This is a genomic window from Fontimonas sp. FW305-C-3, assembly GCF_058783185.1.
Map to the genome: position 1 here is coordinate 97,127 of NZ_JBYSYK010000005.1, position 25,753 is coordinate 122,879.

General features: G+C 64.6%; 23 protein-coding genes and 1 tRNA gene. 15 read left to right on the top strand and 9 right to left on the bottom strand.

Annotated features, from left to right (window positions below):
• The first annotated feature begins 25 nt into the window (after positions 1–25).
• Both ptsP and mgtE read left to right on the top strand, forming a co-directional pair.
• The gene (ptsP, locus tag AC3WUF_RS19175) at positions 26–1,759 is read left to right on the top strand and encodes a phosphoenolpyruvate--protein phosphotransferase (RefSeq protein WP_492428640.1); all 1,734 of its coding nucleotides are present in this window, start codon (positions 26–28) and stop codon (positions 1,757–1,759) included.
• Positions 1,760–1,867: 108 nt separating this feature from the next.
• Positions 1,868–3,217 carry a magnesium transporter gene (mgtE, locus tag AC3WUF_RS19180; protein WP_492428642.1) on the top strand — a complete coding sequence of 450 codons (1,350 nt, stop codon included), beginning with the start codon at positions 1,868–1,870 and terminating at the stop codon, positions 3,215–3,217.
• On the opposite strand, the gene AC3WUF_RS19185 is transcribed toward mgtE, so the two are convergent.
• Positions 3,214–5,550 carry an NADP-dependent malic enzyme gene (locus tag AC3WUF_RS19185; protein ID WP_492428644.1) on the bottom strand — a complete coding sequence of 779 codons (2,337 nt, stop codon included), beginning with the start codon at positions 5,548–5,550 and terminating at the stop codon, positions 3,214–3,216. The genes mgtE and AC3WUF_RS19185 overlap by 4 nt on opposite strands.
• A 269-nt stretch (positions 5,551–5,819) precedes the next feature.
• On the opposite strand from AC3WUF_RS19185, the gene infC reads away from it, so the two are divergent.
• From infC to AC3WUF_RS19230, 9 genes are all read left to right on the top strand, one after another.
• A complete protein-coding gene (gene infC / locus AC3WUF_RS19190) occupies positions 5,820–6,338 on the top strand; it encodes a translation initiation factor IF-3 (RefSeq protein ID WP_492429081.1) in 519 nt (172 codons plus the stop codon).
• A 101-nt stretch (positions 6,339–6,439) separates the two neighbouring features.
• The gene (locus AC3WUF_RS19195) at positions 6,440–6,700 is read left to right on the top strand and encodes a hypothetical protein (protein ID WP_492428646.1); all 261 of its coding nucleotides are present in this window, start codon (positions 6,440–6,442) and stop codon (positions 6,698–6,700) included.
• A gap of 146 nt (positions 6,701–6,846) precedes the next feature.
• Entirely contained in the window at positions 6,847–7,044 is a 198-nt protein-coding gene (gene rpmI / locus AC3WUF_RS19200) for a 50S ribosomal protein L35 (RefSeq protein ID WP_028080456.1), read from the top strand.
• Between the two features lie 15 nt (positions 7,045–7,059).
• Complete coding sequence (gene rplT / locus AC3WUF_RS19205; RefSeq protein WP_492428649.1) at positions 7,060–7,422, top strand: 50S ribosomal protein L20; 363 nt, start codon at positions 7,060–7,062, stop codon at positions 7,420–7,422.
• A gap of 88 nt (positions 7,423–7,510) precedes the next feature.
• Entirely contained in the window at positions 7,511–8,500 is a 990-nt protein-coding gene (gene pheS, locus AC3WUF_RS19210) for a phenylalanine--tRNA ligase subunit alpha (RefSeq protein WP_492428651.1), read from the top strand.
• Positions 8,497–10,866, top strand: a complete 2,370-nt coding sequence (gene pheT / locus AC3WUF_RS19215; protein ID WP_492428653.1) for a phenylalanine--tRNA ligase subunit beta — start codon at positions 8,497–8,499, stop codon at positions 10,864–10,866. The genes pheS and pheT overlap by 4 nt, the downstream gene beginning before the upstream one ends.
• 20 nt (positions 10,867–10,886) lie before the next feature.
• Positions 10,887–11,180 (top strand): integration host factor subunit alpha, encoded by a 294-nt coding sequence (locus AC3WUF_RS19220; protein WP_492428655.1) that lies wholly within the window; start codon positions 10,887–10,889, stop codon positions 11,178–11,180.
• Positions 11,167–11,574 carry a MerR family transcriptional regulator gene (locus tag AC3WUF_RS19225; protein WP_492428657.1) on the top strand — a complete coding sequence of 136 codons (408 nt, stop codon included), beginning with the start codon at positions 11,167–11,169 and terminating at the stop codon, positions 11,572–11,574. Before AC3WUF_RS19220 ends, AC3WUF_RS19225 begins: the two co-directional genes overlap by 14 nt.
• Positions 11,575–11,690: 116 nt before the next feature.
• Positions 11,691–11,767: transfer RNA gene (locus AC3WUF_RS19230), tRNA-Pro, on the top strand.
• 36 nt (positions 11,768–11,803) lie between these two features.
• Here AC3WUF_RS19230 and AC3WUF_RS19235 read toward each other — a convergent pair.
• From AC3WUF_RS19235 to AC3WUF_RS19250, 4 genes are all read right to left on the bottom strand, one after another.
• A complete protein-coding gene (locus AC3WUF_RS19235; protein WP_492428659.1) occupies positions 11,804–13,450 on the bottom strand; it encodes an isovaleryl-CoA dehydrogenase in 1,647 nt (548 codons plus the stop codon).
• 270 nt (positions 13,451–13,720) lie between these two features.
• On the bottom strand, positions 13,721–15,370 hold the full coding sequence (groL, locus tag AC3WUF_RS19240; protein ID WP_492428661.1) for a chaperonin GroEL: 1,650 nt from the start codon (positions 15,368–15,370) through the stop codon (positions 13,721–13,723).
• A 100-nt stretch (positions 15,371–15,470) separates the two neighbouring features.
• Entirely contained in the window at positions 15,471–15,761 is a 291-nt protein-coding gene (gene groES / locus AC3WUF_RS19245; RefSeq protein WP_492428663.1) for a co-chaperone GroES, read from the bottom strand.
• A gap of 251 nt (positions 15,762–16,012) precedes the next feature.
• The gene (locus tag AC3WUF_RS19250; protein WP_492428665.1) at positions 16,013–16,372 is read right to left on the bottom strand and encodes an SH3 domain-containing protein; all 360 of its coding nucleotides are present in this window, start codon (positions 16,370–16,372) and stop codon (positions 16,013–16,015) included.
• 335 nt (positions 16,373–16,707) lie between these two features.
• Here AC3WUF_RS19250 and AC3WUF_RS19255 point away from each other — a divergent pair, with 335 nt between their 5' ends.
• Genes AC3WUF_RS19255 through AC3WUF_RS19270 form a run of 4 tightly spaced genes read left to right on the top strand, consistent with a single transcriptional unit; the run spans position 16,708 to position 20,456 of the window.
• A complete protein-coding gene (locus AC3WUF_RS19255; protein WP_492428667.1) occupies positions 16,708–17,697 on the top strand; it encodes a helix-turn-helix transcriptional regulator in 990 nt (329 codons plus the stop codon).
• Positions 17,698–17,706: 9 nt separating this feature from the next.
• Positions 17,707–18,720: a DUF5924 family protein gene (locus AC3WUF_RS19260; protein ID WP_492428669.1), complete on the top strand. Its 1,014-nt coding sequence runs from the start codon at positions 17,707–17,709 to the stop codon at positions 18,718–18,720.
• A 37-nt stretch (positions 18,721–18,757) separates the two neighbouring features.
• Positions 18,758–19,087: a rhodanese-like domain-containing protein gene (locus AC3WUF_RS19265; RefSeq protein WP_492428671.1), complete on the top strand. Its 330-nt coding sequence runs from the start codon at positions 18,758–18,760 to the stop codon at positions 19,085–19,087.
• Between the two features lie 34 nt (positions 19,088–19,121).
• The gene (locus AC3WUF_RS19270) at positions 19,122–20,456 is read left to right on the top strand and encodes a TolC family outer membrane protein (protein WP_492428673.1); all 1,335 of its coding nucleotides are present in this window, start codon (positions 19,122–19,124) and stop codon (positions 20,454–20,456) included.
• Positions 20,457–20,468: 12 nt separating this feature from the next.
• On the opposite strand, the gene AC3WUF_RS19275 is transcribed toward AC3WUF_RS19270, so the two are convergent.
• The 4 genes from AC3WUF_RS19275 to prfB form a co-directional block, all read right to left on the bottom strand.
• Complete coding sequence (locus AC3WUF_RS19275) at positions 20,469–21,692, bottom strand: OmpA family protein (RefSeq protein WP_492428675.1); 1,224 nt, start codon at positions 21,690–21,692, stop codon at positions 20,469–20,471.
• Positions 21,693–21,784: 92 nt separating this feature from the next.
• Positions 21,785–22,981, bottom strand: coding sequence for a Bcr/CflA family multidrug efflux MFS transporter (locus AC3WUF_RS19280; RefSeq protein ID WP_492428677.1), 1,197 nt, complete (start codon positions 22,979–22,981; stop codon positions 21,785–21,787).
• Between the two features lie 23 nt (positions 22,982–23,004).
• Complete coding sequence (lysS, locus tag AC3WUF_RS19285) at positions 23,005–24,531, bottom strand: lysine--tRNA ligase (RefSeq protein ID WP_492428679.1); 1,527 nt, start codon at positions 24,529–24,531, stop codon at positions 23,005–23,007.
• Positions 24,532–24,541: 10 nt separating this feature from the next.
• A protein-coding gene (gene prfB / locus AC3WUF_RS19290) for a peptide chain release factor 2 (protein ID WP_492428681.1) occupies positions 24,542–25,637 on the bottom strand; the annotation gives its coding sequence in 2 pieces (ribosomal slippage) (positions 24,542–25,564 and positions 25,566–25,637; 1,095 coding nt in all).
• Positions 25,638–25,753: the final 116 nt, after the last annotated feature.

Sequence of the window (25,753 nt, forward strand, 5' to 3'; positions counted from 1 at the left end):
CGGCCGCACACCCGCGGGGCGCTCCATGAGCCTGTGGCTGCCGGGCATCGGCGTCTCGCGCGGCATCGCAATTGCCCGCGTGCAGAAGATGCATGGCGGCGAGCTGGACATTCCGGAATACCGGCTGGCGAAGGAAGACGTCGAAGGAGAGGTAACCCGCTTCTACCAAGCCCATCGCCGCGCGAAGGAGCAGCTGCGCGAAGTGCGCGAGCAGATTCCGCTCGGCACGCCCGGCGACATCGCCGCCTTCATCGACACGCACATCCTGATGATGGACGACCGCTCCATCACCGACGCGACGGTCGCGCATATCCGCACCGATCGCATCAACGCCGAAGCGGCGTTGCAGCGCACTCGCGACGCCCTGGTCGCGGTGTTCGAGAAGATGGACGACGCCTATCTGCGCACGCGCAAGGACGACGTCGAGCATGTCTGCAGCCGCATCCTGCGCATCCTGCTGAAGTCCGAACGCCAGCTGCCGACCCAAGGCGACGGCGCCGAGGCTTTCGTCATCGTCGCCGACGATGTCACGCCGGCCGACATCATCCTGCTGTCGCAACAGCAGGTCGCCGCGTTCGTCACCGAGTACGGCGGCCCGCTGTCGCATACCGCGATTCTCGCGCGCAGCCTCGGCATCCCCGCCGTCGTCGGCCTGCGCGATGCGCGACGCCTGATCCGCGACAACGAGACGGTCATCGTCGATGGCGAAGCCGGCCAGATCATCACCGATCCGGACGCCAAGGCCCTCGCCTTCTATCGTGAAAAGCAGGCCGCGCACGCGCGCCATCGCGCCGGCCTCGACAAGCTCAAGGGCCGCGACGCAATCTCGCGCGACGGCGTGCGCATCCGCCTGCTGGCGAATATCGAACTGCCGGAAGACGCCAGGGTTGCCGAGGAAGCGGGCGCAGAAGGCGTCGGCCTCTACCGCACCGAGTTCATGTACATGAACCGCAAGGAGCTGCCGACCGAAGAGGAACAGTACGAGGCCTACGCACGCATCGTCTCCGCCGTTTCCGGGCCGATCACGATCCGTACGCTCGATCTGGGCGCCGACAAGCAGGTCGACAGCGGTCGCAGCCATGGGCCATTACCAACCAATCCGGCCCTCGGATTGCGCGCGATCCGCCTGTGCCTCAAGGAACCCGAGCTGTTCCGCATACAGGTCCGAGCGCTGCTGCGCGCCGCCGCGCTCGGCCGCGTGCAGATCATGCTGCCGATGATCTCCAGCCTGCAGGAGTTCCGCCAGGCCAACACCCTGATCGACTCAGCCCGCGACGAGCTTCGTGCCGAGGGCTACAAGCTGGCTGACGATGTGCCGATCGGCGCAATGATTGAAGTGCCGGCCGCGGCCATCGCCTCGAAGATGCTGGCGCGGCATGCACGCTTCTTCTCGATCGGCACCAACGACCTGATCCAGTACACGCTGGCGATCGACCGCGTCGACGACGAGGTCAACTACCTTTACGACCCGACCCATCCGGCGGTACTCGAACTGATCCGCCACACGATCGAGTCCGGACGCAATGCCGGCATCCCGGTTGCGATGTGCGGTGAGATGGCGGGCGATCCGCGCTTCACGCGGCTCCTGCTGGGCCTGGGCCTGACCGACTTCTCGATGCACCCGTCGAACATTCTCGAGGTCAAGCAGATCGTCGTGGAGTCCGACATCGCCGCGTTGCGCAGAGCGGTGAGCATCGCCCTCGAAGACGGCGAACCGCAGAGGCTGCGCGACGCCATCGCTGCGCTGGATCATCTGTAGAGTCTGTCGACACTGCGCGTTTTCGAACGCGCATCACAGCGGCATCAAACTTCGCGATGCTATGCTCGCTATCGATCACTGAATCCAGAATCGATACGCGTCAGTAACATGGCCGAGCGCGACCCCACCGAAGCTGCACTGCTGCGCCTGCGCGAACGCCTCGCGGCGGGCAGCATGCTGCCGGTGAAGCGATCGCTGCATGCGCTCAATCCCGCCGAGATCGCCAAGCTGTTGGTCTCGCTGCCGCCGCCGGAGCGCAATCTGGTCTGGGAGATGGTCAGCCCGGAGGACGACGGCGAGGTGCTGCTGCACGTGCCGGACTCGGTCCGCGCCGGCCTGATCCGCCAGATGGACACGGCCGAGCTGGTCAAAGCGGCCGAAGAACTAGAAATCGACGACCTCGCCGACTTCCTCGAGGACCTGCCGGAGACCGTCACCCAGCAGGTACTCAAGGCCCTCGACGAGGACGATCGGACGCGCCTTGAGCAGGTGCTCGCGCACGAGCCCGACACCGCCGGCGGTCTGATGAATACCGACACGGTCACGGTGCGGCCGGACGTGTCTCTGGACGTTGTCCAGCGTTACCTGCGCCTGCGCGGCGAACTGCCGTCGCATACCGATGCGCTGTATGTCGTCGACCGCTACGGCGCCTACCTCGGCGCGCTGACGCTGGACAAGATTCTCACGCGCCCGCCGGAAGACCTGGTTGCCAACGCGATGGCGCGCGAAACAGCCGCGATCCCGGCCCAGGAAGATTCGCACGACGTTGCGCGCCGCTTCGAATCGGCGGACTTGATCTCGGCGCCGGTCGTCAATGCCAAGGGCATCCTCGTCGGGCGCATCACGGTCGACGACGTCGTCGACGTCATCCGCGCCGAAGGCGAGCACAACATGATGTCGATGGCCGGCCTCGCCGAAGACGAAGATATCTTCGCGCCAGTGCGCAACGCCTCGTTCCGGCGCGCCGTCTGGCTCGGCATCAACCTGCTGACCGCATTCGCGGCCGCGTGGGTGGTCGGCAAGTTCGAGGCGACGATCGAACAGGTCGTCGCGTTGGCGGTACTGATGCCCGTCGTCGCCAGCATGGGCGGCATCGGCGGCAGCCAGACCTTGACGCTGATGGTGCGCGGTCTGGCGATGGGCCAGGTCGTCTCCGGAAACACGCGCTTCCTCTTGCGCAAGGAGCTTGCCGTCGCCGCGATCAACGGCGCCATCTGGGCGGTGGTCGTCGCGGTGATCACCGGCTTCTGGTTCAAGAATCTTGCGCTGGCACTCGTCATCGGCCTCGCGCTGGTGATCAACCAGGTGATCGCCGCCGCCTTCGGCGTCATCGTGCCGCTATTCCTCAAGCGCATCGGCGTCGACCCGGCGCTCGCCGGGTCGGTGCTGCTGACGACAGTGACCGATGTCGTCGGCTTCTTCGCGTTGCTTGGCCTCGGAACGCTGATCCTGCTTTAAGCCTTCGCTGAACGCTCCGCGTGCGCATCCGCGACGGCCAGCGCCGTCATGTTGACGATGCGCCGAACCGTCGCCGACGGCGTCAGGATATGCACCGGACGCTTGCAGCCCAGCAGGATCGGCCCGATCGCCACGTTGTTGCCGGCCGCCGTCTTCAGCAGGTTGTAGGCGATGTTGGCCGCATCGAGATTCGGCATCACCAGCAGATTGGCGTCGCCGTGCAACGTCGTCGACGCCAGCGCCGCCTTGCGCATGCGTTCGTTGAGCGCGCAGTCGCCGTGCATCTCGCCGTCGACCTGCAGCGAAGGCGCCCGCGCATGCAGCAGACGCAGCACTTCGCGCATCTTGCGCGCCGACGGACCGTCGGAACTGCCGAAGTTGGAATGCGACAGCAGCGCGATCTTCGGCTCGATACCGAAACGCAGGACTTCCTCCGCCGCCATGATCGTGATCTCGGCCAGCTCATCGGCGCTGGGATCGAGATTGACGTGGGTGTCGACGATGAAGACCTGGCGCCCCGGCAACACCAGCGCGTTCATCGCGCCGTAGACGCTGCAGCCGACCTTGCGGCCGATCACCTCGTCGATGTACCGCAGGTGGCGGCCGGTCGTGCTGATCGTGCCGCAGATCATGCCGTCGGCCTCGCCTTTGTCGAGCAGCATCGAAGCGATCAGCGTCGTGCGCCGGCGCATCTCGAGCTTGGCGTATTGTTCCGAGATGCCGCGCCGCTGCATCAGCGCGTAATACGACTGCCAGTATTCGCGATAACGCGGATCGTTTTCGGTGTTGACGACGCTGTAATGCTCGCCTTCCCTGATGCGCAGACCGAAGCGCTTGAGGCGCTCTTCGATCACCGCCGGCCGGCCGACCAGAATCGGCCGCGCGATGCGGTCGTCCACCAGCACCTGCGCGGCGCGCAGCACGCGCTCCTCCTCGCCTTCGGCAAAGATGATGCGCTTGGCCTCCGGCTCGATGCGCCGCGCGAGACTGACGATGGGCTTCATCATCGTGCCGCTGTGGAATACGAACTGCTGGAGCTTTTCGATATACACATCGAAGTCGGCGATCGGTCGCGTCGCGACGCCGGACTCCATCGCCGCCCGCGCGACGGCGGGCGCGATCCGCACGATCAGTCGCGGATCGAAAGGGCGTGGGATCAGATATTCGGGACCGAAGCTGAGATCCGAGACGCTGTAGGCGCTGGCGACCACATCGTTCTGCTCTTCGCGAGCGAGGCCGGCGATCGCGCGCACCGCGGCAATTTCCATCTCGCGCGTGATCGTCGTTGCGCCGGCGTCGAGCGCGCCGCGGAAGATGAACGGAAAGCACAGGACATTGTTGACCTGATTCGGATAGTCCGAACGACCGGTCGCGATGATCGCGTCGCTGCGCTCCGCCTTCGCCAGCTCCGGCAGGATTTCCGGCGTCGGATTGGCGAGCGCCAGGATCAACGGCCGCGGCGCCATGCCGCGCACCATCTCCGGCTTCAGCACGCCACCGGCCGACAGGCCGAGGAAGACGTCGGCGCCCGGCATCACTTCCGCCAACGTGCGCGCCGCGGTCTCCTGCGCAAACGGCGCCTTGATGTCGTCCATGCCCTTTTCGCGACCGCGATAGACGACGCCATCGATATCGGTCAGCCAGACATTGCTCTTGCGCAGGCCGAGTTCGACGAGCAGCTCAACACAGGCCATCGCCGCCGCGCCCGCGCCCGACACCACCAGCTTGACCTCGTCAATGCGCTTGCCGACCACTTCCAGGCCATTGAGCACCGCCGCGCCGACGATGATCGCGGTACCGTGCTGATCGTCGTGGAAGACCGGAATCTTCATGCGCTCGCGCAGCTTGCGCTCGACGTAGAAGCATTCCGGCGCCTTGATGTCTTCCAGGTTGATGCCGCCGAACGTCGGCTCCAGCGCGGCAATGACCTCGATCAGCTTGTCAGGGTCGAGTTCGTTGACCTCGATATCGAAGACATCGATGCCGGCGAATTTCTTGAACAGCACAGCCTTGCCTTCCATCACCGGCTTGGCCGCCAGCGGGCCGATATTGCCGAGGCCCAGCACCGCGGTGCCGTTGGTGATCACCGCGACCAGATTGCCGCGCGCCGTGTAGCGATAGGCATTGATCGGATCGGCGGCAATCTCCTCGCAGGCCGCTGCTACGCCGGGCGAGTAGGCCAGCGCCAGATCGCGCTGGTTGACCAGCTGCTTGCTCGGCGTGACGTTGAGTTTTCCCGGGGTCGGAAACTCGTGATAGTCGAGTGCGGCCTTGCGCAGGTCGGCGCGGGATCGATCGGCACCGGGCTCGGTGGCGGGGGCGTCCTGACTCATGATTCGGAGATCTCTTGAAGGATGGCAGCGGCGCAGATCACCGCGGAAAACGGGGCGCGCCTTTTGTGAAAGCTTACTTGGATTCGAAGTCAGAGCTGCAGTGCCCGCGCTCCGGCTCCGTAGCCGGATGCCGGCAAGCCAGCCGAGCGCCCCTTGTGAACCCCGCCCCCCGCCCTTACAATCCGCGGTCTTGTCGGCCCCCGGCACGCACTTGCGTGCAACTCTGGCCGCATTTTCGGCCCATCGCGGCCTGACTTAGGAGACTTCGCATCGCTTCGGAACGTGAAGATCGGCGCAATCATCAAATCACCGCGCCGCGCGTACGCGTCATCACTGACGACGGCACCCAGCTTGGCGTCATCGCAACCCGCGATGCGCTAGCCCGGGCGGAAGAAGAAGGGCTGGACCTCGTTGAGGTATCGCCCAACGCCGAACCGCCGGTCTGCAAGATCATGGATTACGGCAAGTACCTTTATCAGAAGGACAAGGCCGCGCACGCTGCAAAGAAAAAGCAGAAGCAGATCCAGATCAAGGAAATCAAATTCCGTCCGACCACGGACGATGGCGATTACCAGACCAAGATGCGGTCGATCATGCGATTCCTCGAAGAAGGCGACAAGGTCAAGATCGTCGTGCGTTTCCGTGGTCGCGAAATGGCGCACCAGGAACTCGGCATGGAGATGATGACCCGCCTGCGCGATGAGTTGGGCGATACGGTCGTCGTCGAGCAGTTCCCGAAGATGGAAGGCCGCCAGTCGGTCATGGTTCTGTCGCCCAAGCGCAAATAAGCGCTGCGGCTGCTGGCGAGCGCGCCGCCGGTCCGGCGGCCGCCGCCATGCGATGATGCCTCCCTGCCGATCATCCGTATCCGCCGCAGGGGGCGTCGAGGGTGTCGAGGTCCGCTTTCAATGCCACGCTGATTCATCTTTGCCTGCTGCTGGCCTTGCTGTGCGCGCCCGCAGCGCAAGCCGACCCAGTGCTCCTCGATGCCTCATCCTCACACGAGCGCATCAGCCTCAGCGGGCATCTTGAGTTCTACTTCGACGCCAGCGGTGCGCTGAGTCAGGAACAGATCGCTGGCGCCGACTACGCGCAGCGAGGTCATCGCCTGAAAGGGGTGGATTGGCGCCTAAACCGCGCTAACACTTGAATATTCCGCCCGGAAAGTCCAGAATTCGCCCCCCTCTGCGTACCCCGCAGCGGTATGGAAGTCCTGCCAGCAACACCGTGGCAGGCCCGGCCAGCTCCTCGGCAAGGATGCGAACCCGGTAATTGACCTAAACAGGAGTCACAGAAATGCCAAAGATGAAAACCGTGAAAAGCGCCGCCAAGCGCTTTTCCAAGACCGGTAAGGGCGGCTTCAAGCGCTCTCACTCGCATAAGCGCCACATCCTGACGAAGAAGTCGGGCAAGCGCATCCGGCAGCTCCGTGGCGAGGCGCAGGTTCACGCGTCCGACGTCCGCGAAGTTCGCATCATGCTGCCGTACGCTTAAGCGAGGAGATAGACCATGGCACGTGTAAAAAGAGGTGTTACCGCCCGCGCGAAGCACAAGAAAGTGCTCGACAAGGCGAAGGGTTATTACGGCGCCAAGTCGCGCCAGTTCCGCAGTGCAAAGCAGCAGGTCATCAAGTCGGGCCAGTACGCCTACCGTGACCGCCGCGTGAAGAAGCGCGAGTTCCGCGCACTGTGGATCATCCGTATCGGCGCCGCGACCAAGGAACTCGGTCTGTCGTACAGCCGATTTATCAACGGGCTCGCCAAAGCTGGCGTCGCCCTGGATCGCAAGGTGCTCGCAGACCTCGCGGTACATGACAAGGCAGCGTTTGCAGCTCTGGTGACCCAGGCCAAGGCCCAGCTCGGCGCCGCCTAAAGCGCAACGCATCCTTATCAACGGATGTTAAGCAAAGGGGAGTGGCGCCAAGCCGCTCCCCTTTTTTGTTTTCGCTGATCAGACCGTCATGAACGAATCGCTCGACCAACTGCTGGAACAGGCCAAGACCGATCTTGCCGCTGCCGCCGACCTGCGCGCTCTCGAAACGCTGCGCGTCGAACTGCTCGGCAAGAAGGGCCGCATCACCGACTTGATGAAGCAGCTCGCGACCCTTGAGGGTTACGAGCGCAAGGCCTTCGGCGAGAAGGTCAACAAGGTCAAGGTCGCGGTGCAGGCAGCGCTCGATGCGCGCAGCGCCACGCTGGAACAGGCCGAGCTGGAGCAGCGCCTGTCCGCCGAGGCGATCGACGTCACGCTGCCCGGCCGTGGCGAAGTCACCGGCGGCCTGCATCCGCTGACGCGCGCGACCAACCGCATCTGCCGCCTGTTCAACGAACTTGGCTTCGAGACCGTCGAAGGTCCAGAGATCGAAGACGATTTCCACAACTTCGCCGCGCTCAACATTCCGGAGACCCACCCGGCGCGGGCGATGCAGGACACGTTCTACGTGCTCAATGGCGCGCGTCTGCTGCGCACGCATACCAGCTCGGTGCAGATCCGCACGATGCGCACGCGCCAGCCGCCGATCCGCATCGTCTGTCCAGGCCGCGTCTATCGCTGCGAATCCGATCGCACGCACAGCCCGATGTTCCATCAGATCGAGGGCTTGTACGTCGCTGAGAAAATTGCGTTCACCGATCTGAAGTACGACATGAAGGAATTCCTGTCGCGCTTCTTCGAGCGCGAGGCTGAAATCCGCCTGCGCCCGTCGTTCTTCCCGTTCACCGAGCCGTCGGCCGAGATCGACGTCAAGGACGAGCGCGGGCGTTGGCTGGAGATCGGCGGCTGCGGCATGGTTCATCCCAAGGTATTCGAGGCGGTGGGCATCGATCCCGAGCGTTACACGGGCTATGCCTTCGGCATGGGCATCGAGCGCATGGCGATGCTGCGCTACGGCGTCGACGACCTTCGCCTTTTCTTCAACAACGATTTGCGCTTCCTGGAGCAGTTCAAGTGAAGCTCTCCGAAAACTGGCTGCGCGAGTGGGCCAATCCGCAGGCGACGATTCAGGAAATCGCCGATCGTCTGGTCATGGGCGGTCTCGAGCTGGAAATCGAGCCGGCTGTCGATACCTTGCCGCAGGGTGTCGTCGTCGGTCGCATCCTCAAGGCCGAGAAGCATCCGACCGCCGATCGCCTGCAGATCTGCAGCGTCGACGCCGGCACCGGCACTCCACTGCAGATCGTCTGCGGTGCGGCGAATGCGCGTGAAGGCCTGACGGTTGCCTGTGCAACGGTCGGCGCCAAGCTGCCTGGCGGCATGGAGATCGGCGAGGCCAAGCTGCGCGGCGTCGAGAGCTTCGGCATGCTGTGTTCGGCGAAGGAACTCGCGCTGTCGGACAAGTCCGACGGCCTGCTCGAACTCGATGCGACCGCAACGCCCGGCCAGCCGATCAGCGAGTACCTGAATCTGAAGGACAACGTCCTGCATCTGGAGATCACGCCCAATCGCGGCGACTGTCTTTCGGTGCTGGGCCTCGCGCGCGATGTTTCGGCGCTGTTCAACGTCAACATGAAGCGGCCAAACCTGCCGCCGGCAGTCGTCGTCGGCCACAAGCAGCTGAAGGTCGACATCGACGATCTGACCACCTGCCCGACTTACGCCGGCCGCGTGATCTCGAAGATCAATCCGAAAGCGCGCACGCCGGACTGGATGCGCGAGCGCCTGCGGCGCAGCGGCCTGCGCTGCATTCATCCGCTGGTCGACATCACCAACTACGTGATGCTCGAACTCGGCCAGCCGCTGCATGCCTTCGATCTGGAAAAGATCAGCGGCAGCATCCGCGTGCGCCGCGCCAGCGCGGGCGAGACGCTGAAGATGCTGACCGGCGAAGACGTCACGCTGAACAAACAGGAACTGCTGATCGCCGACGACAAGGGCCCACTGGCGCTGGCCGGCGTCATGGGCGGCTTGGCTTCCGGCGTGACCGACGCAACGACGGCGATCTTCCTCGAATCCGCCTGCTTCGCGCCGACTGCCGTTGCCGGCACCGCGCGCCGCCACAAGCTGACCTCGGATGCCGCCTTCCGTTTCGAACGTGGTGTCGATCCGGCGCTGCAGCGCACCGGCCTCGATCGCGCGACCCAGCTGATCACCGAAATCTGCGGCGGCGAAGTGCATCCGGTCACTCAGGTCGGCCGCGGCCAGCCCGAGCAGATCAACGTGCGCCTGCGCCACGCGCGCCTCGGCCAGTTGCTCGGCCACGACATTCCCTCGCGCGAAGTCGAGCAACTGCTCGCGCGCCTGGGCATCGTCACGCGCAACGAGATCGGCGACAGCTGGACCTGCAAGATCCCCAGCCACCGCTACGATCTGCGCCTCGAAGTCGACCTGATCGAGGAAGCCGCGCGCCTGTACGGCTACGACCGCATTCCGGCCAAGCCCTACCGCGCCGCGATGGCACCGGCACAGCCGGAAGAGAAGCGGCGCCTGCTGTCGGCAGCGCGCGATGTACTCGCCGCCCGTGGCTGGCAGGAAATCGTTTCGCTGGCCTTCGTCGAGCCGCGCGTCCAGGCGGCCTTGAATCCGGATGAGGCTGCGATCGCGGTCGACAATCCGATCGCCGACCCGCAATCGGCGATGCGCACGACGCTGTGGGCCGGCCTGGTCGGCGCCTGGCAGTACAACCGCCAGCGTCAGGTCCAGCGTCAGCGGCTGTTCGAAGCCGGCGTCTGCTTCTCGTTGCAGGATGGCGAAGTCGTCGAAAACCTGCGCATCGCCGGCCTCGCCGCCGGCAGCGCGAGTGCCGAGCACTGGGATGCCAAGCAGCGCGCCAGCGACTTCTACGATCTGAAGGCCGATGTCGTCGCGCTGTTCGGCCCGGCCGCGGAAGACTTCCGCTTCGTCGCCGCCCAGCATCCGGCCCTGCATCCGGGCCGCAGCGCGCGCATCCTGCGCGGCGAGCAGGGCATCGGCTGGATCGGCGAACTGCATCCGCGCAGCGTCGCCGAGCTCGACCTCGCCGAAACGCCGCTGGTTTTCGAAGTCGACTGGGCCGCGATCCGCGACCTGGCGATCCCCAGCGCCAAGGCGCTGTCGGAATTCCCCTCGTCGCGCCGCGACATTGCGGTCGTGGTCAAGGAATCGGTATCCGCACAGGCTTTGATCGACAGCGCCCGTCGCGCCGGTGGCAATCTCTTGCAGAAAGTACTGGTGTTTGACATCTACCGCGACCAAGCCCTCGGAAAGGCTTGCAAAAGCGTGGCTTTGGGCTTGATTTTCAATGACTATTCGCGCACCCTAACCATTGATGACGTAGATGTTGCGACGGTTGCTATTACAGAGGGGCTGGCGCGCGATGTCGAAGCGTCCATCCGACAATAAGCAGTAGCCAGGGACTGCACGTGGCGTTGACGAAGGCGGAGCTTGCTGAAGCCTTGTTTGAGGAGTTGGGCCTCAACAAGCGCGAAGCGAAGGAGTTCGTGGACCTCTTTTTCGAGGAGATTCGCGGTCGCCTGGAAGCTGGCGAAGAGGTCAAACTCTCCGGCTTCGGCAACTTCGAACTGCGCTCGAAGAATCAGCGTCCTGGACGCAACCCCAAGACCGGCGAAGAGATTCCGATCTCCGCACGGCGTGTTGTTACTTTCCGTCCGGGCCAGAAACTGCGCCTGAGGGTCGAGGCAGATGTCACCAGCTGATCAAAAAGCACTGGTTGTCGACCTGCCGGAGATTCCGCGCAAGCGCTACTTCGCCATCGGCGAGGTCAGCGAGTTGTGCGATGTTAAACCGCATGTGTTGCGGTATTGGGAACAGGAGTTCCCGCAGCTCAAACCCGTCAAGCGCCGCGGCAATCGCCGCTATTACCAGCAGGACGACGTCCTGATGGTGCGCAAGATCCGCAGCCTGCTCTACGAACAGGGCTTCACGATCGGCGGCGCGCGCCTGCGCCTCAAGGAACTCGCGAAAAACGCCGGCGCCGCGAACGATAGCAAGCTGCTTGCCGCCGCGACGCCGCATCCGGAACATCGCGCCGAAGAGATCAAGGAGCTGCGCGACGAGCTGGAATCGCTGCTCAGGCTGCTGCCCGAGTAAATCCCGCGCGCAGCACGGCGCCCCAACGCGCCTTTTCTTGCCCCCATGCGTCCGTTACACTGCCGCCCCCGCATGCGGCGGCCAGCAACGCTGGTCCTCGCAAAGATTCATCGTGTCGGCGCGTAGCGCAGCCTGGTAGCGCACCTCCTTGGGGTGGAGGTGGTCGGAGGTTCAAATCCTCTCGCGCCGACCAATTCTTTCCTTGCGTCCCGTTGGTTTCTCTTGCGGGTTACGCAGCAATCACCGCCCTATCGATCAGCGCCGCAAACGGTGTCTGCGGCCCCAGCGTGCCGTAATTCAAGCCGTGCTCACCGCCCAGGCGGCTGGCGCAGAAAGCATCCGAGACAGCCGCGTCGCCTGCCTTGATCAAGATCGTCGCCTGCAGCGCGAGCGCAATGCGTTCGGTGACGATGCGTGAACGCAGCTCCAGCGTGCTGACGTCATCGAGCGCGCCGTTGAGCCAACCGATTTCGCGATCGAGATCGGCGTGGCCGCCGCGCGCGCTCAGCAGTTCTGCGAACAGCGCCTCGCGCGTCTCCGGGCTCTTCGACAAGGCGCGCAGCACGTCGAGGCACTGGATGTTGCCGCTGCCTTCCCAGATCGAATTCAACGGCGCCTGCCGGTACAGGCGCGGCAGGTTGCTTTCCTCGACGTAGCCCATGCCGCCCAGGCATTCCTGCGCTTCGTTGACCAGCGGCGGGCAGCGCTTGCAGATCCAGTATTTGCCGATCGCGGTCGCGATGCGTGCGAAAGCCGCTTCGCTTGGATTGCGTGCCGACGCGTCGACGGCGCGGGCGACACGCATCGTCAGCGCGGTAGAGGCTTCGGAGTCGAGCGCCAGATCGGCGAGCACATTGCGCATCAGCGGCTGCTCCACCAGCAGCTTGCCGAAGGCCTTGCGATGCTGCGTGTGATGCAGCGCCTGGATAACGGCCTGGCGCATCAGAGCGCTCGATCCGATCATGCAATCGAGCCGGGTCAACGAAACCATCTCGAGGATCGTCGCGACGCCGCGCCCCTCACCACCGACGCGCTGCGCCCAGGCGCCGTGGAATTCGACTTCACTGGATGCATTGCTCCAGTCGCCGAGCTTGTCCTTCAGACGCTGGATGCGGATCGCGTTACGCGAACCATCCGGCCGCAGCTTGGGCATCAGGAAGCAGCCGAGCCCCGCGTCGGTGTAGGCGAGCACCAGCCAGGCGTCGCACATCGGCGCCGAGAAGAACCACTTGTGACCGACGATCTCGTAGCTGCCGTCGGGCTGCAGCGTGGCGCGCGTGGTGTTCGCTCGCACGTCCGAGCCGCCCTGCTTTTCGGTCATGCCCATGCCGATCGTCACGGCAGTTTTCTGCGCGAACGGCAACACGCGCGGATCGTAGGCGTTGCCGATGATCTTGGGAATCCAGTCCTTCGCCACGCTGGCTTCGTGACGGATCGCCGGAACGGCGGAGTGCGTCATCGTCAGCGGACAGCCAGTGCCGGCCTCGGCCTGCGAATGCATGTACGACAGCGCGGCCCGCGCGACATGGGCGCCCGGCTTGTTCTCGTTCTGCCAGGCGAACGCATGGACGCCGTGCGCCATCGCCAGCTCGAACACGCGGTGATAGCTCGGATGGAATTCGATCTCGTCGATGCGGTTGCCATAGCGATCGAAGCTGCGCAGCTTCGGCTTGTTCTCGTTGGCGGTGTAACCAAGCTCCATCAGCTCGCCCCCGGCAACTTCGCCGAAGGCGGTCAGCTGCGGCGCGGCCCAGCCGCCGCCTTCGCGTTCGACCGCCTCGCGCAGCGCGGTGTCCGTCGTCCAGGCGTTGTAGCGGCCGATCGGCGCGGCCTGGTTGCTGACTTCGTGAGTGATGAACTGCGCGGACTGACTCATGAGCGACTCCGGGGGCACTTTGAAAACCGGGCCGCCATGATGCCGCCAATGGACATTACATGAAAGTTCTGCGGCGGGTAGTTCTTGTAATTTCTGCCTACACAGCTCTGGGATTCGCGTAGCCCGGGTGCAACCCGGGATTGTTCATCGTTCGGGCCGCACTCCGGATTCCATCCGGGCGACTGATACAAGCGGGTTTTTCGGCAGGCACAAAAAACCAGGGCTCCTTGCGGAGCCCTGGTCGGTATTGCTTGCAGCGAACGGCAGGCTTTAGAAGTCGCCCATGCCGCCCATGCCACCCATGCCGCCACCCGAAGGCATCGACGGCGCGCCGTCGTCCTTCTTCGGCGCTTCGGCAATCATCGCTTCGGTGGTCAGCAGCAGGCCGGCGACCGAGGCCGCGTTCTGCAGCGCCATGCGCGTGACCTTGGCCGGGTCGATGATGCCCGCGTCGATCATGTCGACAAACGTGCCCGTGCCGGCGTTGTAGCCGTTCGAACCCTTGCCTTCCTTGACCTTGTTGACGACGACCGACGGCTCGCCGCCCGCATTGCGGACGATCTGGCGCAGCGGTTCTTCGATCGCACGACGCAGGATGTTGACGCCGACCTGCTGGTCGTCGGTCGGTGCCTTGAGCGCATCGAGCACCTTCTGTGCACGGATCAGCGCGGTGCCGCCGCCGGCGACGATGCCTTCCTCAACGGCCGCACGGGTGGCGTGCAGCGCGTCTTCGACGCGGGCCTTCTTTTCCTTCATCGCGACTTCGGTAGCAGCGCCAACCTTGATGACGGCAACGCCGCCCGACAGCTTGGCCAGACGCTCCTGCAGCTTCTCGCGGTCATAGTCGCTGGTCGAAGCTTCGACCTGCGCCTTGATTTCCTTGACGCGCGCTTCGATCTTGTCCTTCTTGCCGACGCCGTCGATGATCGTGGTGTTTTCCTTGTCGATCTGGACCTTCTTGGCGGTGCCGAGGTCGGTCACGGCAACCTTCTCGAGCGACAGGCCCAGTTCTTCGGAGATCACCTGGCCACCGGTCAGGATGGCGATGTCCTTGAGCATTTCCTTGCGACGATCGCCGAAGCCCGGCGACTTCACGGCAGCGACCTTGAGGATGCCGCGCAGGTTGTTGACGACCAGGGTCGCCAGCGCTTCGCCTTCGACGTCTTCGGCAATGATCAGCAGCGGACGGCCAGCCTTGGCCACGCCTTCGAGGACCGTCAGCATCTCGCGGATGTTGGAGATCTTCTTCTCGGTGATCAGGATCAGCGGGTTTTCCAGCTCGACGGTCTGGCTCTGCGCGTTGTTGATGAAGTACGGCGAGAGGTAACCGCGGTCGAACTGCATGCCTTCGACGACATCCAGCTCGTCGCTCAGGCCGGAGCCTTCCTCAACGGTGATGACGCCTTCCTTGCCGACCTTGTCCATCGCTTCAGCGATGCGCTCGCCGATCGACTCGTCGTTGTTGGCCGACACGGTGCCGACCTGGGCAATCGCCTTGCGGTCCTTGCAGGGCTTCGACACCTTCTTGATCTCGGCGACGACGGCGGCAACCGCCTTGTCGATGCCGCGCTTGATTTCCATCGGGTCGATGCCGGCGGTGACCGACTTCAGACCTTCGTTGACGATGGCCTGAGCCAGCACCGTCGCCGTCGTCGTGCCGTCACCGGCTTCGTCGGAGGTCTTCGAAGCGACTTCCTTGACGAGCTGGGCGCCCATGTTCTCGAACTTGTCGGCCAGCTCGATTTCCTTGGCCACGGACACACCGTCCTTGGTCACGGTCGGAGCGCCGAAGGACTTCTCGAGCACCACATTGCGACCCTTCGGGCCGAGGGTGACCTTGACCGCATTGGCCAGAATGTTGACACCGGCCACCATGCGGGCGCGGGCGTCATCACCAAAACGAACTTCTTTGGCTGCCATTTCTCAATTCCTCACTAAATTCTTTAAATCGTCATTCCCGCGAACGCGGGAATCCAGGGTTTGATTGTTTGCCGGAGTGCAGGAGAGCACCCCGCGCGGCTTACTTCGTGAAGACCGCCATGATGTCGTCTTCGCGCATCACGAGGACGTCTTCGCCATCAACCTTCACTTCCGAGCCCGAGTACTTGCCGAAGAGGACGGTGTCGCCCTTCTTGACGTCCATCGGGATGAGCTTGCCGTCATCGCCCTTCTTGCCAGCGCCGACGGCGATGACCTTGCCACGCGACGGCTTTTCCGAAGCGTTGTCCGGGATGATGATGCCGCCAGCCGACTTCTTCTCTTCTTCGAGGCGCTTCACGATCACGCGATCATGCAGGGGACGCAGGTTCATACGAAATCTCCAATAGGATTCAATGACTTAATTCTTCAAAGGGGAACGCTCCCGGCTGCTCTGCCGCGGCCGTTGTTAGCACTCCCCATGAAAGGCTGCTAATTCTTGGGGGTAGCGCTCCCAGATTCAAGTGGGGCGGCCCGGTAATGGCATCGAGCAGCCGCATCCGCCCGACCCGGAGATCGGGGAGAGGGTCAGCGATTCAAGCTCGGGCGGCGGGCGCCGTGACAACGCCCGCCACCGTGCCGACGCTAATAGGAAAGGAAGTGATCCGGCGACAGCCAGCCGATCTGGCCGCCGCTGCGCGCAAACCACCAGAGTTCGGAATGCTCTTCGGTAATCCCGTTCTCGATGTGATCGAGCACTTCGACCGGGGTCTGAGCCGGCAGCGCGGCCACGACTGGCGCACCTTTGCGCGGAGACGTCAGCAACAACGCCCCGGGCAGCGCAACGCCGCGACCGAGGATTCTGGCCGTGGATGCGGGCACCTGACTGCCGGGGGACATGGGGGCCGGTTGCGGCTGCGCAAACACTGATCCGCAGGCAAGCAACGGCAGGGCCATCAAGGCCATTGATAACTTGTTCATCTTCCCTTCCTTAGTGACGCGCACTGACGGCGCTTGTTTTCAGAACAACGGCACAGCAAACGGGACGCGCAGACGCGCACGCCCGGTCATCGGCTGCAGCAACGCAGCCAAGGATTTCGATACCGCACGACAAGGACGCAAGTGCCCGCAGATCCGGTCCGATGACCTGGTCTGCGTTTAAGGCGACGCTGCGCGAAAAGCCGCTCCCTGATTAATTTTTATACTCTCGCGCTACTCTAGCGCTCCCTGAAGGCATGTCCAAGCCACAATCGGCCGTGCGCCCGCGAGGAACATCGCGCAGTCACTTGAGTCAGCAGTGAAAACGGCTTAAAAGGGCTGCATAGAACTCAATGTCCGGCATGGCTCAAACCCTTACCAGCGAACCCGGCGAATCCACCGATCCGGTCGATGTCCTGATTGCCCGGCTGTACCGCTCTGCATTGTCGGTACCTCCCGCGGAGTACCGTGCGTGGGCGCTGGAACAGGTACAGGCGGTGTTTCCGTACGACGGCGCGCTATGGGGCAGCGGCGTGGCGCGCGATCTGAAGTTCCACACGGTGACCGTCAACGGCCTGCCGCCGGAATTTCCGCAGGTGCTCGAATCGACGACGCACATCAACCCGATCGTGCCGCGCATCCTGCAGCACCTGGACACGCCGGTGGACATGGCAAGCGTGCTGCCGGACAAGGCGTTCTTCGCTTCTGAAATCTATCGCCGCGCATTCGAGCCTTTTGGCATCACGCGCATTCTGTCGACCGGCCATGTCGACCGCCGTTCCGGTCTGTATTCGCTGGTGACGCTGTATCGCAAGGATCGCAAGAGCCGGTTTACCGATGCCGATCATGCGCGACAGAAGCGTCTGACTTTCCATTTGTTCAACGCCGCCTCGCACGCGTTCTTCCTGCATCTGACGCGTACCCACGCGGAGCGCCCGCCGGGCGCCGGTGCCGCGGTGGTGGATGCCAAGGGCACGTTCCACGAAGCGACTGTACGGTTCCTCGATCTGCTCGACGAACGTTTCCCCAAGCGCGCACCGCATGCGGTGCCGCTGCCGATTCCGGAAGCCGGGCAAACCGTCAGCTTCCAGGACCTGATGATCCGCTGCGAACCGCTCGGCGATCTTTCGCTGCTGACGCTGTGGCCGGCCGGCCCGCTCGACCGCCTGACCTCGCGCGAACGCGAGGTCGTCAACAGCGTCGCCCAGGGGCTCTCGTTCAAGCAGGCCGCCAAGCAGATCGGCGTCGCGCCTTCCACCGTCGCGAATCATCTGTATCGCGTTTACCGCAAGCTCGGCGTCTACAGCCGCACCGAGCTGGCGGCGCTGGTCTATCCGCAGTCGCCGGAATAATCGCAGCGCGTGATCGCTCTTTCCGAGGAACAGAAGCAGCACTGGCAGGCGCGCTGGGCGCGCTGGCGACACCTCGTCGCCCTCATCAGCTTCGCGGCCGGCATCATGAGCTTCGTCTGGTTCGAACGGCAGGAGCGCGTGGCCCAGGCATTGGTCATTCTGCTGCCGCTGTCCTGGCTGCTGGCACTGATCGAACCGCCGCTCAAGGCCTATGCGCAGAAGCGCGGCAAGGCGGGTCCGGCGCCGGTGCTGTTCGGCTACGCCGCGCAGGCCCTGCACCAGGAATGCCTGTTTTTCACGCTGCCCTTCTTCTATGCGACGACCGCCTGGCTGTCGCCGCAGGCGATGTTCACCGCGCTGATCGGATTGCTGGCGCTGGTCTCGATCATCGACCCGCTCTACTACCGCAGCGTCGCGCCGCGACGCGCCATCCTGTGGACGTTTCACGCCGTCGCCGGCTTTGTGACAGTGCTGACCGCGGCGCCGATGCTGTGGCACCTGACGACGACCGAAAGCCTGTGGGCGGCGCTGGTCTGCCTGGCCGCGGTCAGCGTGCCGGCCTGGCATGCCGCGCTGCCCAGCGTCGTGCCGCTGCGTTCGGTTTTCGCCGTGTGCATGGCGGTCTGCCTGGCCTGGGGGGGCTGGCAGCTTCGCGTCGCCATCCCCCCGGCTACGTTGTGGGTCAGCGACCTGAAGATGACATCGAGCATCGACATTCCGGGGCGCAGCGCCGGCGCCGAAATCCGCGTCATCAGCGCGCAGGATCTGCAGGCCAACGGCCTGTACGCCTGGAGCAGCGTCCATGTACCGCGCGGGCTGCGCGAGAAGATCGAGCATCACTGGATGCATCGCGGGCGTCTCGTCGACGCCATCCCGCTGGAGGTCCAGGGCGGCCGCGAGGCCGGCTACCGGGCCTGGTCGCACAAGCAGTCCTTCCCGCAGGATGTGCAGGGCCGCTGGGATATCCGGGTCGTGACCCAAAGCGGCCAGCTGATCGGCCAGACAGCCTTCTACGTGAAGTGATTCCGGGATTTACCCGGCCTCCGGTAGACTGCGCCGCATGCATACGATCGAAGTGTCGGAACTCCGCGACCGTCTTGCCTCGGGCAGCATCCATCTATTGGACGTGCGCAGCGCCGAGGAGCTGGACTGTGCCCGCATTGCCGGCCCGCTGACGCATATTCCGCTGCAGGAGCTGCCGCAGCGGCTGGCGGAACTGGGTGGGGATTCAAACCTTCAGGCGCCGATCGCCGTCCTATGCCATCACGGGATGCGTTCGGAGATGGCGGCGCGCTTTCTTGAACGCAACGGCTACACCAATGTCTCAAACGTGTCCGGGGGGATAGACGCATGGTCTGTGTCGGTGGATTCCTCGGTGCCGCGTTACTGATTGCCAGCACATAGATACAAGACCGAGGAACCCCATGCGCTTTGCTTTCTGTCTATTGCCGGTCGTACTGGCCCTGCCTGGCGTTGCCCAGGCCAACGAATTGATGCGCGCCTACGATCTGGCCGTCCAGAACGACGCCACCTTCCGCGCCGCGCAGTTCCAGCGCGATGCGTCGATCGAGGCCAAGCCGCAGGCACGTGCGCTGCTGCTGCCGCAGCTGCAGGCCGACTACAACTACGGCTACGTTGAATCCGAGGTGACGGTGCCGCCGGAAGCGGTGCTGCCCGGCGAATCGCCCATCCTCAACAACAACGGCACCGACGAGACCTTGTCCGTCACGCTCAACCAGTCGATCTTCAGCCTCGAGAACTGGCGCCGGCTGCAGCAGGCCGACAGCCAGGTCGCGCAGGCCGAAGCCGTGCTGCGCTCCGAATCGCAGGCGCTGATGCTGCGCACCGCCGAAGCCTATTTCGGCGTCCTCGGCGCGATCGATACGCTGCGCTCCTCGCAAGCCGAAAAGGCTGCGGTCGAGCGCCAGCTCGAGCAAGCCAAGCGGCGCTTCGATGTCGGCCTTTCGGCGATCACCGATGTGCAGGAAGCCCAGGCTCGCTACGACCTGACGGTCGCCACCGAACTCGAAGCTCAGCAGGCACTGTCCTTCGCTCGCGAGGCGCTGACCGAAATCACCAAGGCACCCGCCGATCGCGTGGCGCTGTTGCGTGAGGAAATTCCGCTGCCGGCGCCAGTCCCCACCAATGCCGACGACTGGGTCACGGCGGCAAAGGAAGGCAATCTGAATCTGCTCGTCGCGCAGCTCAATCTCGACGTCGCAGCGCGCGGCGTGCAGGTCGCCAAGGCCGCGCATCTGCCGACGCTCGGCGTCCAGGGCAGCTATCAGGACAACACCTCGGAAGCGGGTCGTTTTCCGCAGGACACCCAGGCGACCGCCGCTTACGCAGGCGTCACCCTGCCTATCTTCTCGGGCGGCGCCATGCAATCGCGCGTGCGCGAAGCCGTGGCCGTCCGCGAACAGCGCGACTCGCAGCGCGAAGCACAGGCCCGCGCGGTGGAACGCAATGCGCGCAACTCCTACCAGGCGGTCATCACCGGCGCCTCGCGCGTCAACGCGCTGAACCAGGCGGTCAAGTCGAGCGCGACTGCGCTCGAAGCCAGCGAAACCGGCCTGGAAGTCGGCACCCGCACTGCGGTCGATGTGCTCAACGCCCAGCAGCAGTTCTACGTCGCCCAGCGCAACTACTTCCAGTCGCGCTACGACTACCTGCTCAACGTGCTGCGCTTGAAGGCCGTTGCCGGCCGCCTTGGCGGCAGCGATCTCGCCGAGATCGACAAGCTGCTGGTCGAGGGCTGAGCAAGGCCGGTCTTATCGTTTGACGCAACCCTTCAGCGCGATCTCGACGCGGCGGTTGCGAGCGCGACCCGCGTCCGAGGCGTTGTCGGCCACCGGCTGCTTGAGGCCGTAACCCTGGCTGCTGAGGCGGTTGGCGGCGATGCCGTGCGCGACCAGCCAGTCGAGTACGGTCTTGGCCCGCGCTTCGGAGAGCTTCTGGTTGTAGGCGTCGCCACCGACATTGTCGGTATGCCCCTGGATCTCGACGGCCAGCGCGGCATCGGTCTTCAGTAGCGCCAGCAGTTTTTCGAGGACCGGCGCCGCATCGGCCTGCAGCGTCGCCTTGTTGTAGTCGAAGTTGAGGCCGTAGAGCGGCAGACGGCAATCCTTCTTCAGGCGCGCCGACCAATCCTCGGCACCCAGATCGGCCACCGCGAACGTCAGACCCGTGTTGCTGTTGTCGTTGCCGCGGCCGAGCACGGCCCACAGGTTGCGACCCTGCTTGCTGTAATGGGCGACCACATGGCCCTCGCCCGGCTTGCCGCCGTCCGCCGGCTTGACCGTCCAGCCGGCCTGTTCGAGCGCCGCGCGATAGCTGGTCTCGAAGGCCAGTTTCGACAGGCTCGCCGGCGGGCTGTAGCGCTTGATCCGGTAGCCCTGGCCGACCAGTTGTGCCTCTCGATCCACGCCAATCGCCGTGACGTCGAGCGGCTCGCTGACGACACCGGTATCCGCCAGCACGGCGCCCGCGGGTTTGCCGAGATACGGAAAGTCCGCGTCGTCGGCGATCGTCTCCGGTTTGGCGGCCGGCGGGGTCAGCTTCAGCGCCGGTGCGGCGCCGGCGACCTCGATCAGCTCAAGCACTGGCGAATCGTAATCGCCCATCGCGAGGCTCAGCCACAGTTCCTTGCCGCCTTCGGATTTACGCAGGGTGTGGCCGCGCCCCTCGGAATAGTCGGCAACCAGCGTCCAGCCGCTGGCCTTCAGCGCCGCAAGCCAGGCCGGCCAGGTCTGCGCGACCGGCTTGTTGTCGCTGTCTTTCCACTTCAGATAGCTGCGCCAGTGACGGCCCTTGCGTGCGACGTTCTGCCCGTCGGCCTGGGTGAATTCCACTTCGGCGAATTCTTCCTGGACGACACTGGCGGCGTCGTAGACGAGGACGTCGGATGGCAGCGTGACGGCAGGTGGCAGCCCTTCCAGCGCAAATGCAGAAGGACTGGCGAGCAGCAGCAGAATCGCGATACGACGGATCGACATGAAAAGCCCCCGGAACGCGGTTTCGATACCGCGAATTCCCTGCAGCTTAGCAATCAGCGGTCGACCCATCGTCGACCTGCTTCACGTTAAATCTAGATTTCAGCCGGGGTCTGCGGGCCGCGCACCAGCACCCGCAACAGGGTGACCGAGATCAGGCCACAGCTGGCGATGACGATCGCCATCGGCAACGCCGTGCCGTTATGGAAATGACCGACCAGCGCGCCGGTGACCGCGGCGATGCTGAACTGCAGCGTGCCCATCATCGCCGAGGCCAGACCGGCACGGTCGCCGAACGGCGCCATGGCGGCGGCCGTCGCATTGGGGAAGCTGAAGCCGAGGCTGGAGATGCCGCCAAACAGCGAAAGCGCGATGCCCCACAGCCCGCCGAAACCGGTCCAGGCGCATAGCACCAGCATCACGCCAAACGTTGCGTAGGAGGTCAGCGCGGCACGCAGGACGCGCTCCGCGCGGAAGCGGTCGAGGGCGTAACGGTTGAGCTGCGACGCGACGATCAGGCCGGCGGCATTGCTGCCGAAGAACCAGCCGAACTGCTGCGGCGTCACGCCGTAGACCTCGATGAAAACGAACGCCGAGCCCGAGATGTAGCCAAACATGCCTGCGGTCGCGACACCGCCGGCCAGCGTGTAGCCCATGAAACGGCGATGCGACAGCAGGCGCGCGTAATTGCGCACGGTGCGCCCCCACTGCAGCGGCTCGCCGCGATGCACCAGGGTTTCAGGCAACCCGGACCAGCTCAGCAGAAAACAGACCGCGCCGAACAGCGCCAGCGCATAGAAGATCGCCGGCCAGCCGGCCAAGGCCAGCAGCTGGCCGCCGGCCAGCGGCGCGAGAATCGGCGCAACGCCCATGACGAGCACGAGATGCGAGGTGATGCGCGCCATGTCCTGCGCTTCGTAGCGATCGCGCACCATCGCCCGCGTGACGATCATGCCGGCGCAACCGCCGACGGCCTGCACGAAGCGCGCGAAGATCAGGGAATCGATGCTGGGCGCCAGCGCGCAGTACAGCGAGGCGGCGCTGTAGACCGCCAGGCCGAGCAGCAAGGGCGGACGCCGGCCGAAGCGGTCGGCGATCGGACCGTAGGCGATCTGCCCCAACGCGAGGCCGATGAAATAGGCCGCGAGCGTCAGCTGCACCTCGGCCGCGCTGACGCCGAAATGCGACTGCAGCGCCGGCAGGCTCGGCAGGTACATGTCGATGGACATCGGGCCGATCGCGACGATCGTGCCCATGATCAGAATCCAGCGACGTTGCGCGGACGAACTCATATGGACGCCCGCGCGGGGCAGCCTCAGGCTTCGGGCCGCATCTGCGGAAAAAGCAGCACGTCGCGGATGCTCGGCGAGTCGGTCAGGAACATCACCAGCCGATCGATGCCGATGCCGACACCGGCCGTCGGCGGCAGCCCATATTCGAGCGCGCGGATGTAGTCGGCGTCGAACACCATCGCTTCATCGTCGCCGGCGTCCTTCGCTGCCACCTGGCTCTTGAAGCGGCCGGCCTGGTCGTCCGGATCGTTCAACTCGGAAAAGCCGTTGGCAACTTCGCGGCCGCCGAGGAAGAATTCGAAGCGATCGGTGACGTCCGGATCGGCGTCGCTGCGGCGCGCGAGCGGCGACACTTCGGTCGGATATTCGGTGATGAACGTCGGCTCGAACAGGCCGGCCTCGACGGTTTTCTCGAAGATCTCGGTCAGCAGCTTGCCGGCGCCGTAGCCCGGCTTGGCGTCGCCGCCCACCTGTTTGCAGTATGGCGCGAGGTAGTCGCGGTCGTTGAGGCGCGCGGCGTCGAGCTGCGGATTGTTGCGCAGCACCGCTTCCTTCATCGTCCAGCGATTGAAGGGCAGCTCAAGGTCATACTCGCGGCCCTGCACGGTCAGCTTGCCGCTGCCGTTGACGGTGATCGCGGCATCGCGGATCAGGGTCTCGACCAGATTCATCGCGTCGTTGTAATCCGCGTAGGCCTGGTAGAACTCCAGCATCGTGAACTCGGGGTTGTGCCGGGTCGACAGTCCCTCGTTGCGGAAGTTGCGATTGATCTCGTAGACCTTCTCGAAGCCGCCGACGACCAGGCGCTTCAGATACAGCTCCGGCGCGATGCGCAGGTACAGCTCGCGATCCAGCGCATTGTGGTGCGTGATGAACGGCCGCGCGGCGGCACCGCCGGCGATCGGCTGCAGCATCGGCGTCTCGACTTCCTGGAAGCCCAGCGCATCGAGGAAAGTGCGGATGAAGCGCACGGTCTGGCCGCGCTTCTCGAACGTGCGACGCACATCGGGATTGACGATCAGATCGACGTAGCGCTGGCGATAGCGGATCTCGGTGTCGGTCAGGCCCGCCCACTTTTCCGGCAGCGGCCGCAGCGTCTTGACCAGCAGATCCAGCTGCGTGACGCGCAGCGACAGTTCACCGGTCTTGGTGCGCATCAGCGTACCCACCGCACCGACGATGTCGCCGATGTCCCAGGTCTTGAACTTCTGGTACAGCTCGTCGCCGACGGCGTTGTGCTGCACGAAGAGCTGGATGCGGCCCGAGGAATCCTGCAGCTCGACGAAGCTGACCTTGCCCTGCCCGCGCTTGGCCATCAGGCGGCCGGCGACGCGGAACTCGGTGGTCTCGCCTTCCAGCGATTCGGCGTCGCGCTCGCCATAGCAGCCGTGCAGATGCTCGGCCAATGTGTCGCGGCGGAAGCCGTTGGGATACGCATTGCCCTCGGCGCGCAGCTTCTCGAGCTTCTCGCGACGCGCGGCAATGACGTAGTTCTCGTCGGCCGCCGGCGTCTCTTCGGGCGCGGGCGCTGGCTTGGTTTCTTCGGTCATGGTGCCGTCTTTACAGCCCGTGCTTCAGGCTGGCTTCGATGAAAGGATCGAGATGGCCATCGAGCACCTTCTGGGTGTCGGCAATTTCGACATTGGTGCGCAGATCCTTGATCCGCGACTGGTCCAGCACATACGAGCGGATCTGGCTGCCCCACTCGATGTCCGCCTTGGAATCCTCGACCGCCTGCTTGGCCGCCGAACGCTTCTGCAGCTCCTGCTCGTACAACTTGGACTTCAGCATCTTCATCGCGTGGTCGCGGTTGGCGTGCTGGCTGCGCTGGGTCTGGCAGGCCACCACGATGCCGCTGGGCACGTGCTTGATGCGGATCGCCGACTCGGTCTTGTTGACGTGCTGACCGCCCGCGCCGCTGGAGCGGAAGGTCGCGACCTCGAGATCGGCCGGGTTGATGTCGATCTGGATGTTGTCGTCGATTTCAGGCGACACGAAGACGCCGGAGAACGAGGTGTGGCGGCGGCCGCCGGAATCGAACGGCGACTTGCGCACCAGGCGGTGCACGCCGGTCTCGGTGCGCAGCCAGCCATAGGCGTACTCGCCGGTGACGTAGATCGTCGCCGACTTGATGCCGGCCACTTCACCGTCCGAGCGCTCCATCAGCTCGACCTTGAAGCCCTTGCCTTCGGCCCACTTCATGTACATGCGCAGCAGGATTTCGCCCCAGTCCTGCGCCTCTGTGCCGCCGGCGCCGGACTGGATGTCGAGATAGCAGTTGCTGGCATCGAGCTCGCCGCTGAACATGCGACGGAACTCGAGATCGTCGGCCTGCGCGATCAGGCGCTCGACGTCGCGCGAGATCTCGGCGATGGTGCCGGCATCGCCTTCGGCTTCGGCAAGCTCAAGCAGCTCGATGGCGTCATTCATCGACGCGTCTGCGCGCTCGAGCGAATGCACCGTGTCCTCAAGCTTGGCGCGCTCGCGGCCCAGGTTCTGCGCGGTTTCCGGCTTGTTCCAGACGTCCGGACGTTCCAGCTCGGCGTTGACCTCGATCAGCCGGTCACGCTTGTTATCGTAGTCAAAGATAGCCCCGCAGCGCGTCGAAACGCACTCGCAGGGCTGTCACCTCATTGCGGATCTGCTGGGCTTCCATCGGGAATGCTCGCTTGGGGGCGCGGATTATAGCGGCCACCAAGGGTCCGGGAGTACCTGTTTTGCCGCAGCGGTTTCCGATCCGGACCCGAGGCGGTGGGGGTCGACACGGCCCGG

Bases quoted from the DNA above. Each gene is read 5' to 3' on its own strand.
- AC3WUF_RS19235 (WP_492428659.1), bottom strand. From the start codon at position 13,450: ATGAGTCAGTCCGCGCAGTTCATCACTCACGAAGTCAGCAACCAGGCC.
- ptsP (WP_492428640.1), top strand. From the start codon at position 26: ATGAGCCTGTGGCTGCCGGGCATCGGCGTCTCGCGCGGCATCGCAATT.
- groL (WP_492428661.1), bottom strand. From the start codon at position 15,370: ATGGCAGCCAAAGAAGTTCGTTTTGGTGATGACGCCCGCGCCCGCATG.
- AC3WUF_RS19275 (WP_492428675.1), bottom strand. From the start codon at position 21,692: ATGTCGATCCGTCGTATCGCGATTCTGCTGCTGCTCGCCAGTCCTTCT.
- rplT (WP_492428649.1), top strand. From the start codon at position 7,060: ATGGCACGTGTAAAAAGAGGTGTTACCGCCCGCGCGAAGCACAAGAAA.
- AC3WUF_RS19280 (WP_492428677.1), bottom strand. From the start codon at position 22,981: ATGAGTTCGTCCGCGCAACGTCGCTGGATTCTGATCATGGGCACGATC.
- AC3WUF_RS19225 (WP_492428657.1), top strand. From the start codon at position 11,167: ATGTCACCAGCTGATCAAAAAGCACTGGTTGTCGACCTGCCGGAGATT.
- lysS (WP_492428679.1), bottom strand. From the start codon at position 24,531: ATGACCGAAGAAACCAAGCCAGCGCCCGCGCCCGAAGAGACGCCGGCG.
- AC3WUF_RS19265 (WP_492428671.1), top strand. From the start codon at position 18,758: ATGCATACGATCGAAGTGTCGGAACTCCGCGACCGTCTTGCCTCGGGC.
- AC3WUF_RS19270 (WP_492428673.1), top strand. From the start codon at position 19,122: ATGCGCTTTGCTTTCTGTCTATTGCCGGTCGTACTGGCCCTGCCTGGC.
- mgtE (WP_492428642.1), top strand. From the start codon at position 1,868: ATGGCCGAGCGCGACCCCACCGAAGCTGCACTGCTGCGCCTGCGCGAA.
- AC3WUF_RS19185 (WP_492428644.1), bottom strand. From the start codon at position 5,550: ATGAGTCAGGACGCCCCCGCCACCGAGCCCGGTGCCGATCGATCCCGC.
- rpmI (WP_028080456.1), top strand. From the start codon at position 6,847: ATGCCAAAGATGAAAACCGTGAAAAGCGCCGCCAAGCGCTTTTCCAAG.
- AC3WUF_RS19255 (WP_492428667.1), top strand. From the start codon at position 16,708: ATGGCTCAAACCCTTACCAGCGAACCCGGCGAATCCACCGATCCGGTC.
- pheS (WP_492428651.1), top strand. From the start codon at position 7,511: ATGAACGAATCGCTCGACCAACTGCTGGAACAGGCCAAGACCGATCTT.
- groES (WP_492428663.1), bottom strand. From the start codon at position 15,761: ATGAACCTGCGTCCCCTGCATGATCGCGTGATCGTGAAGCGCCTCGAA.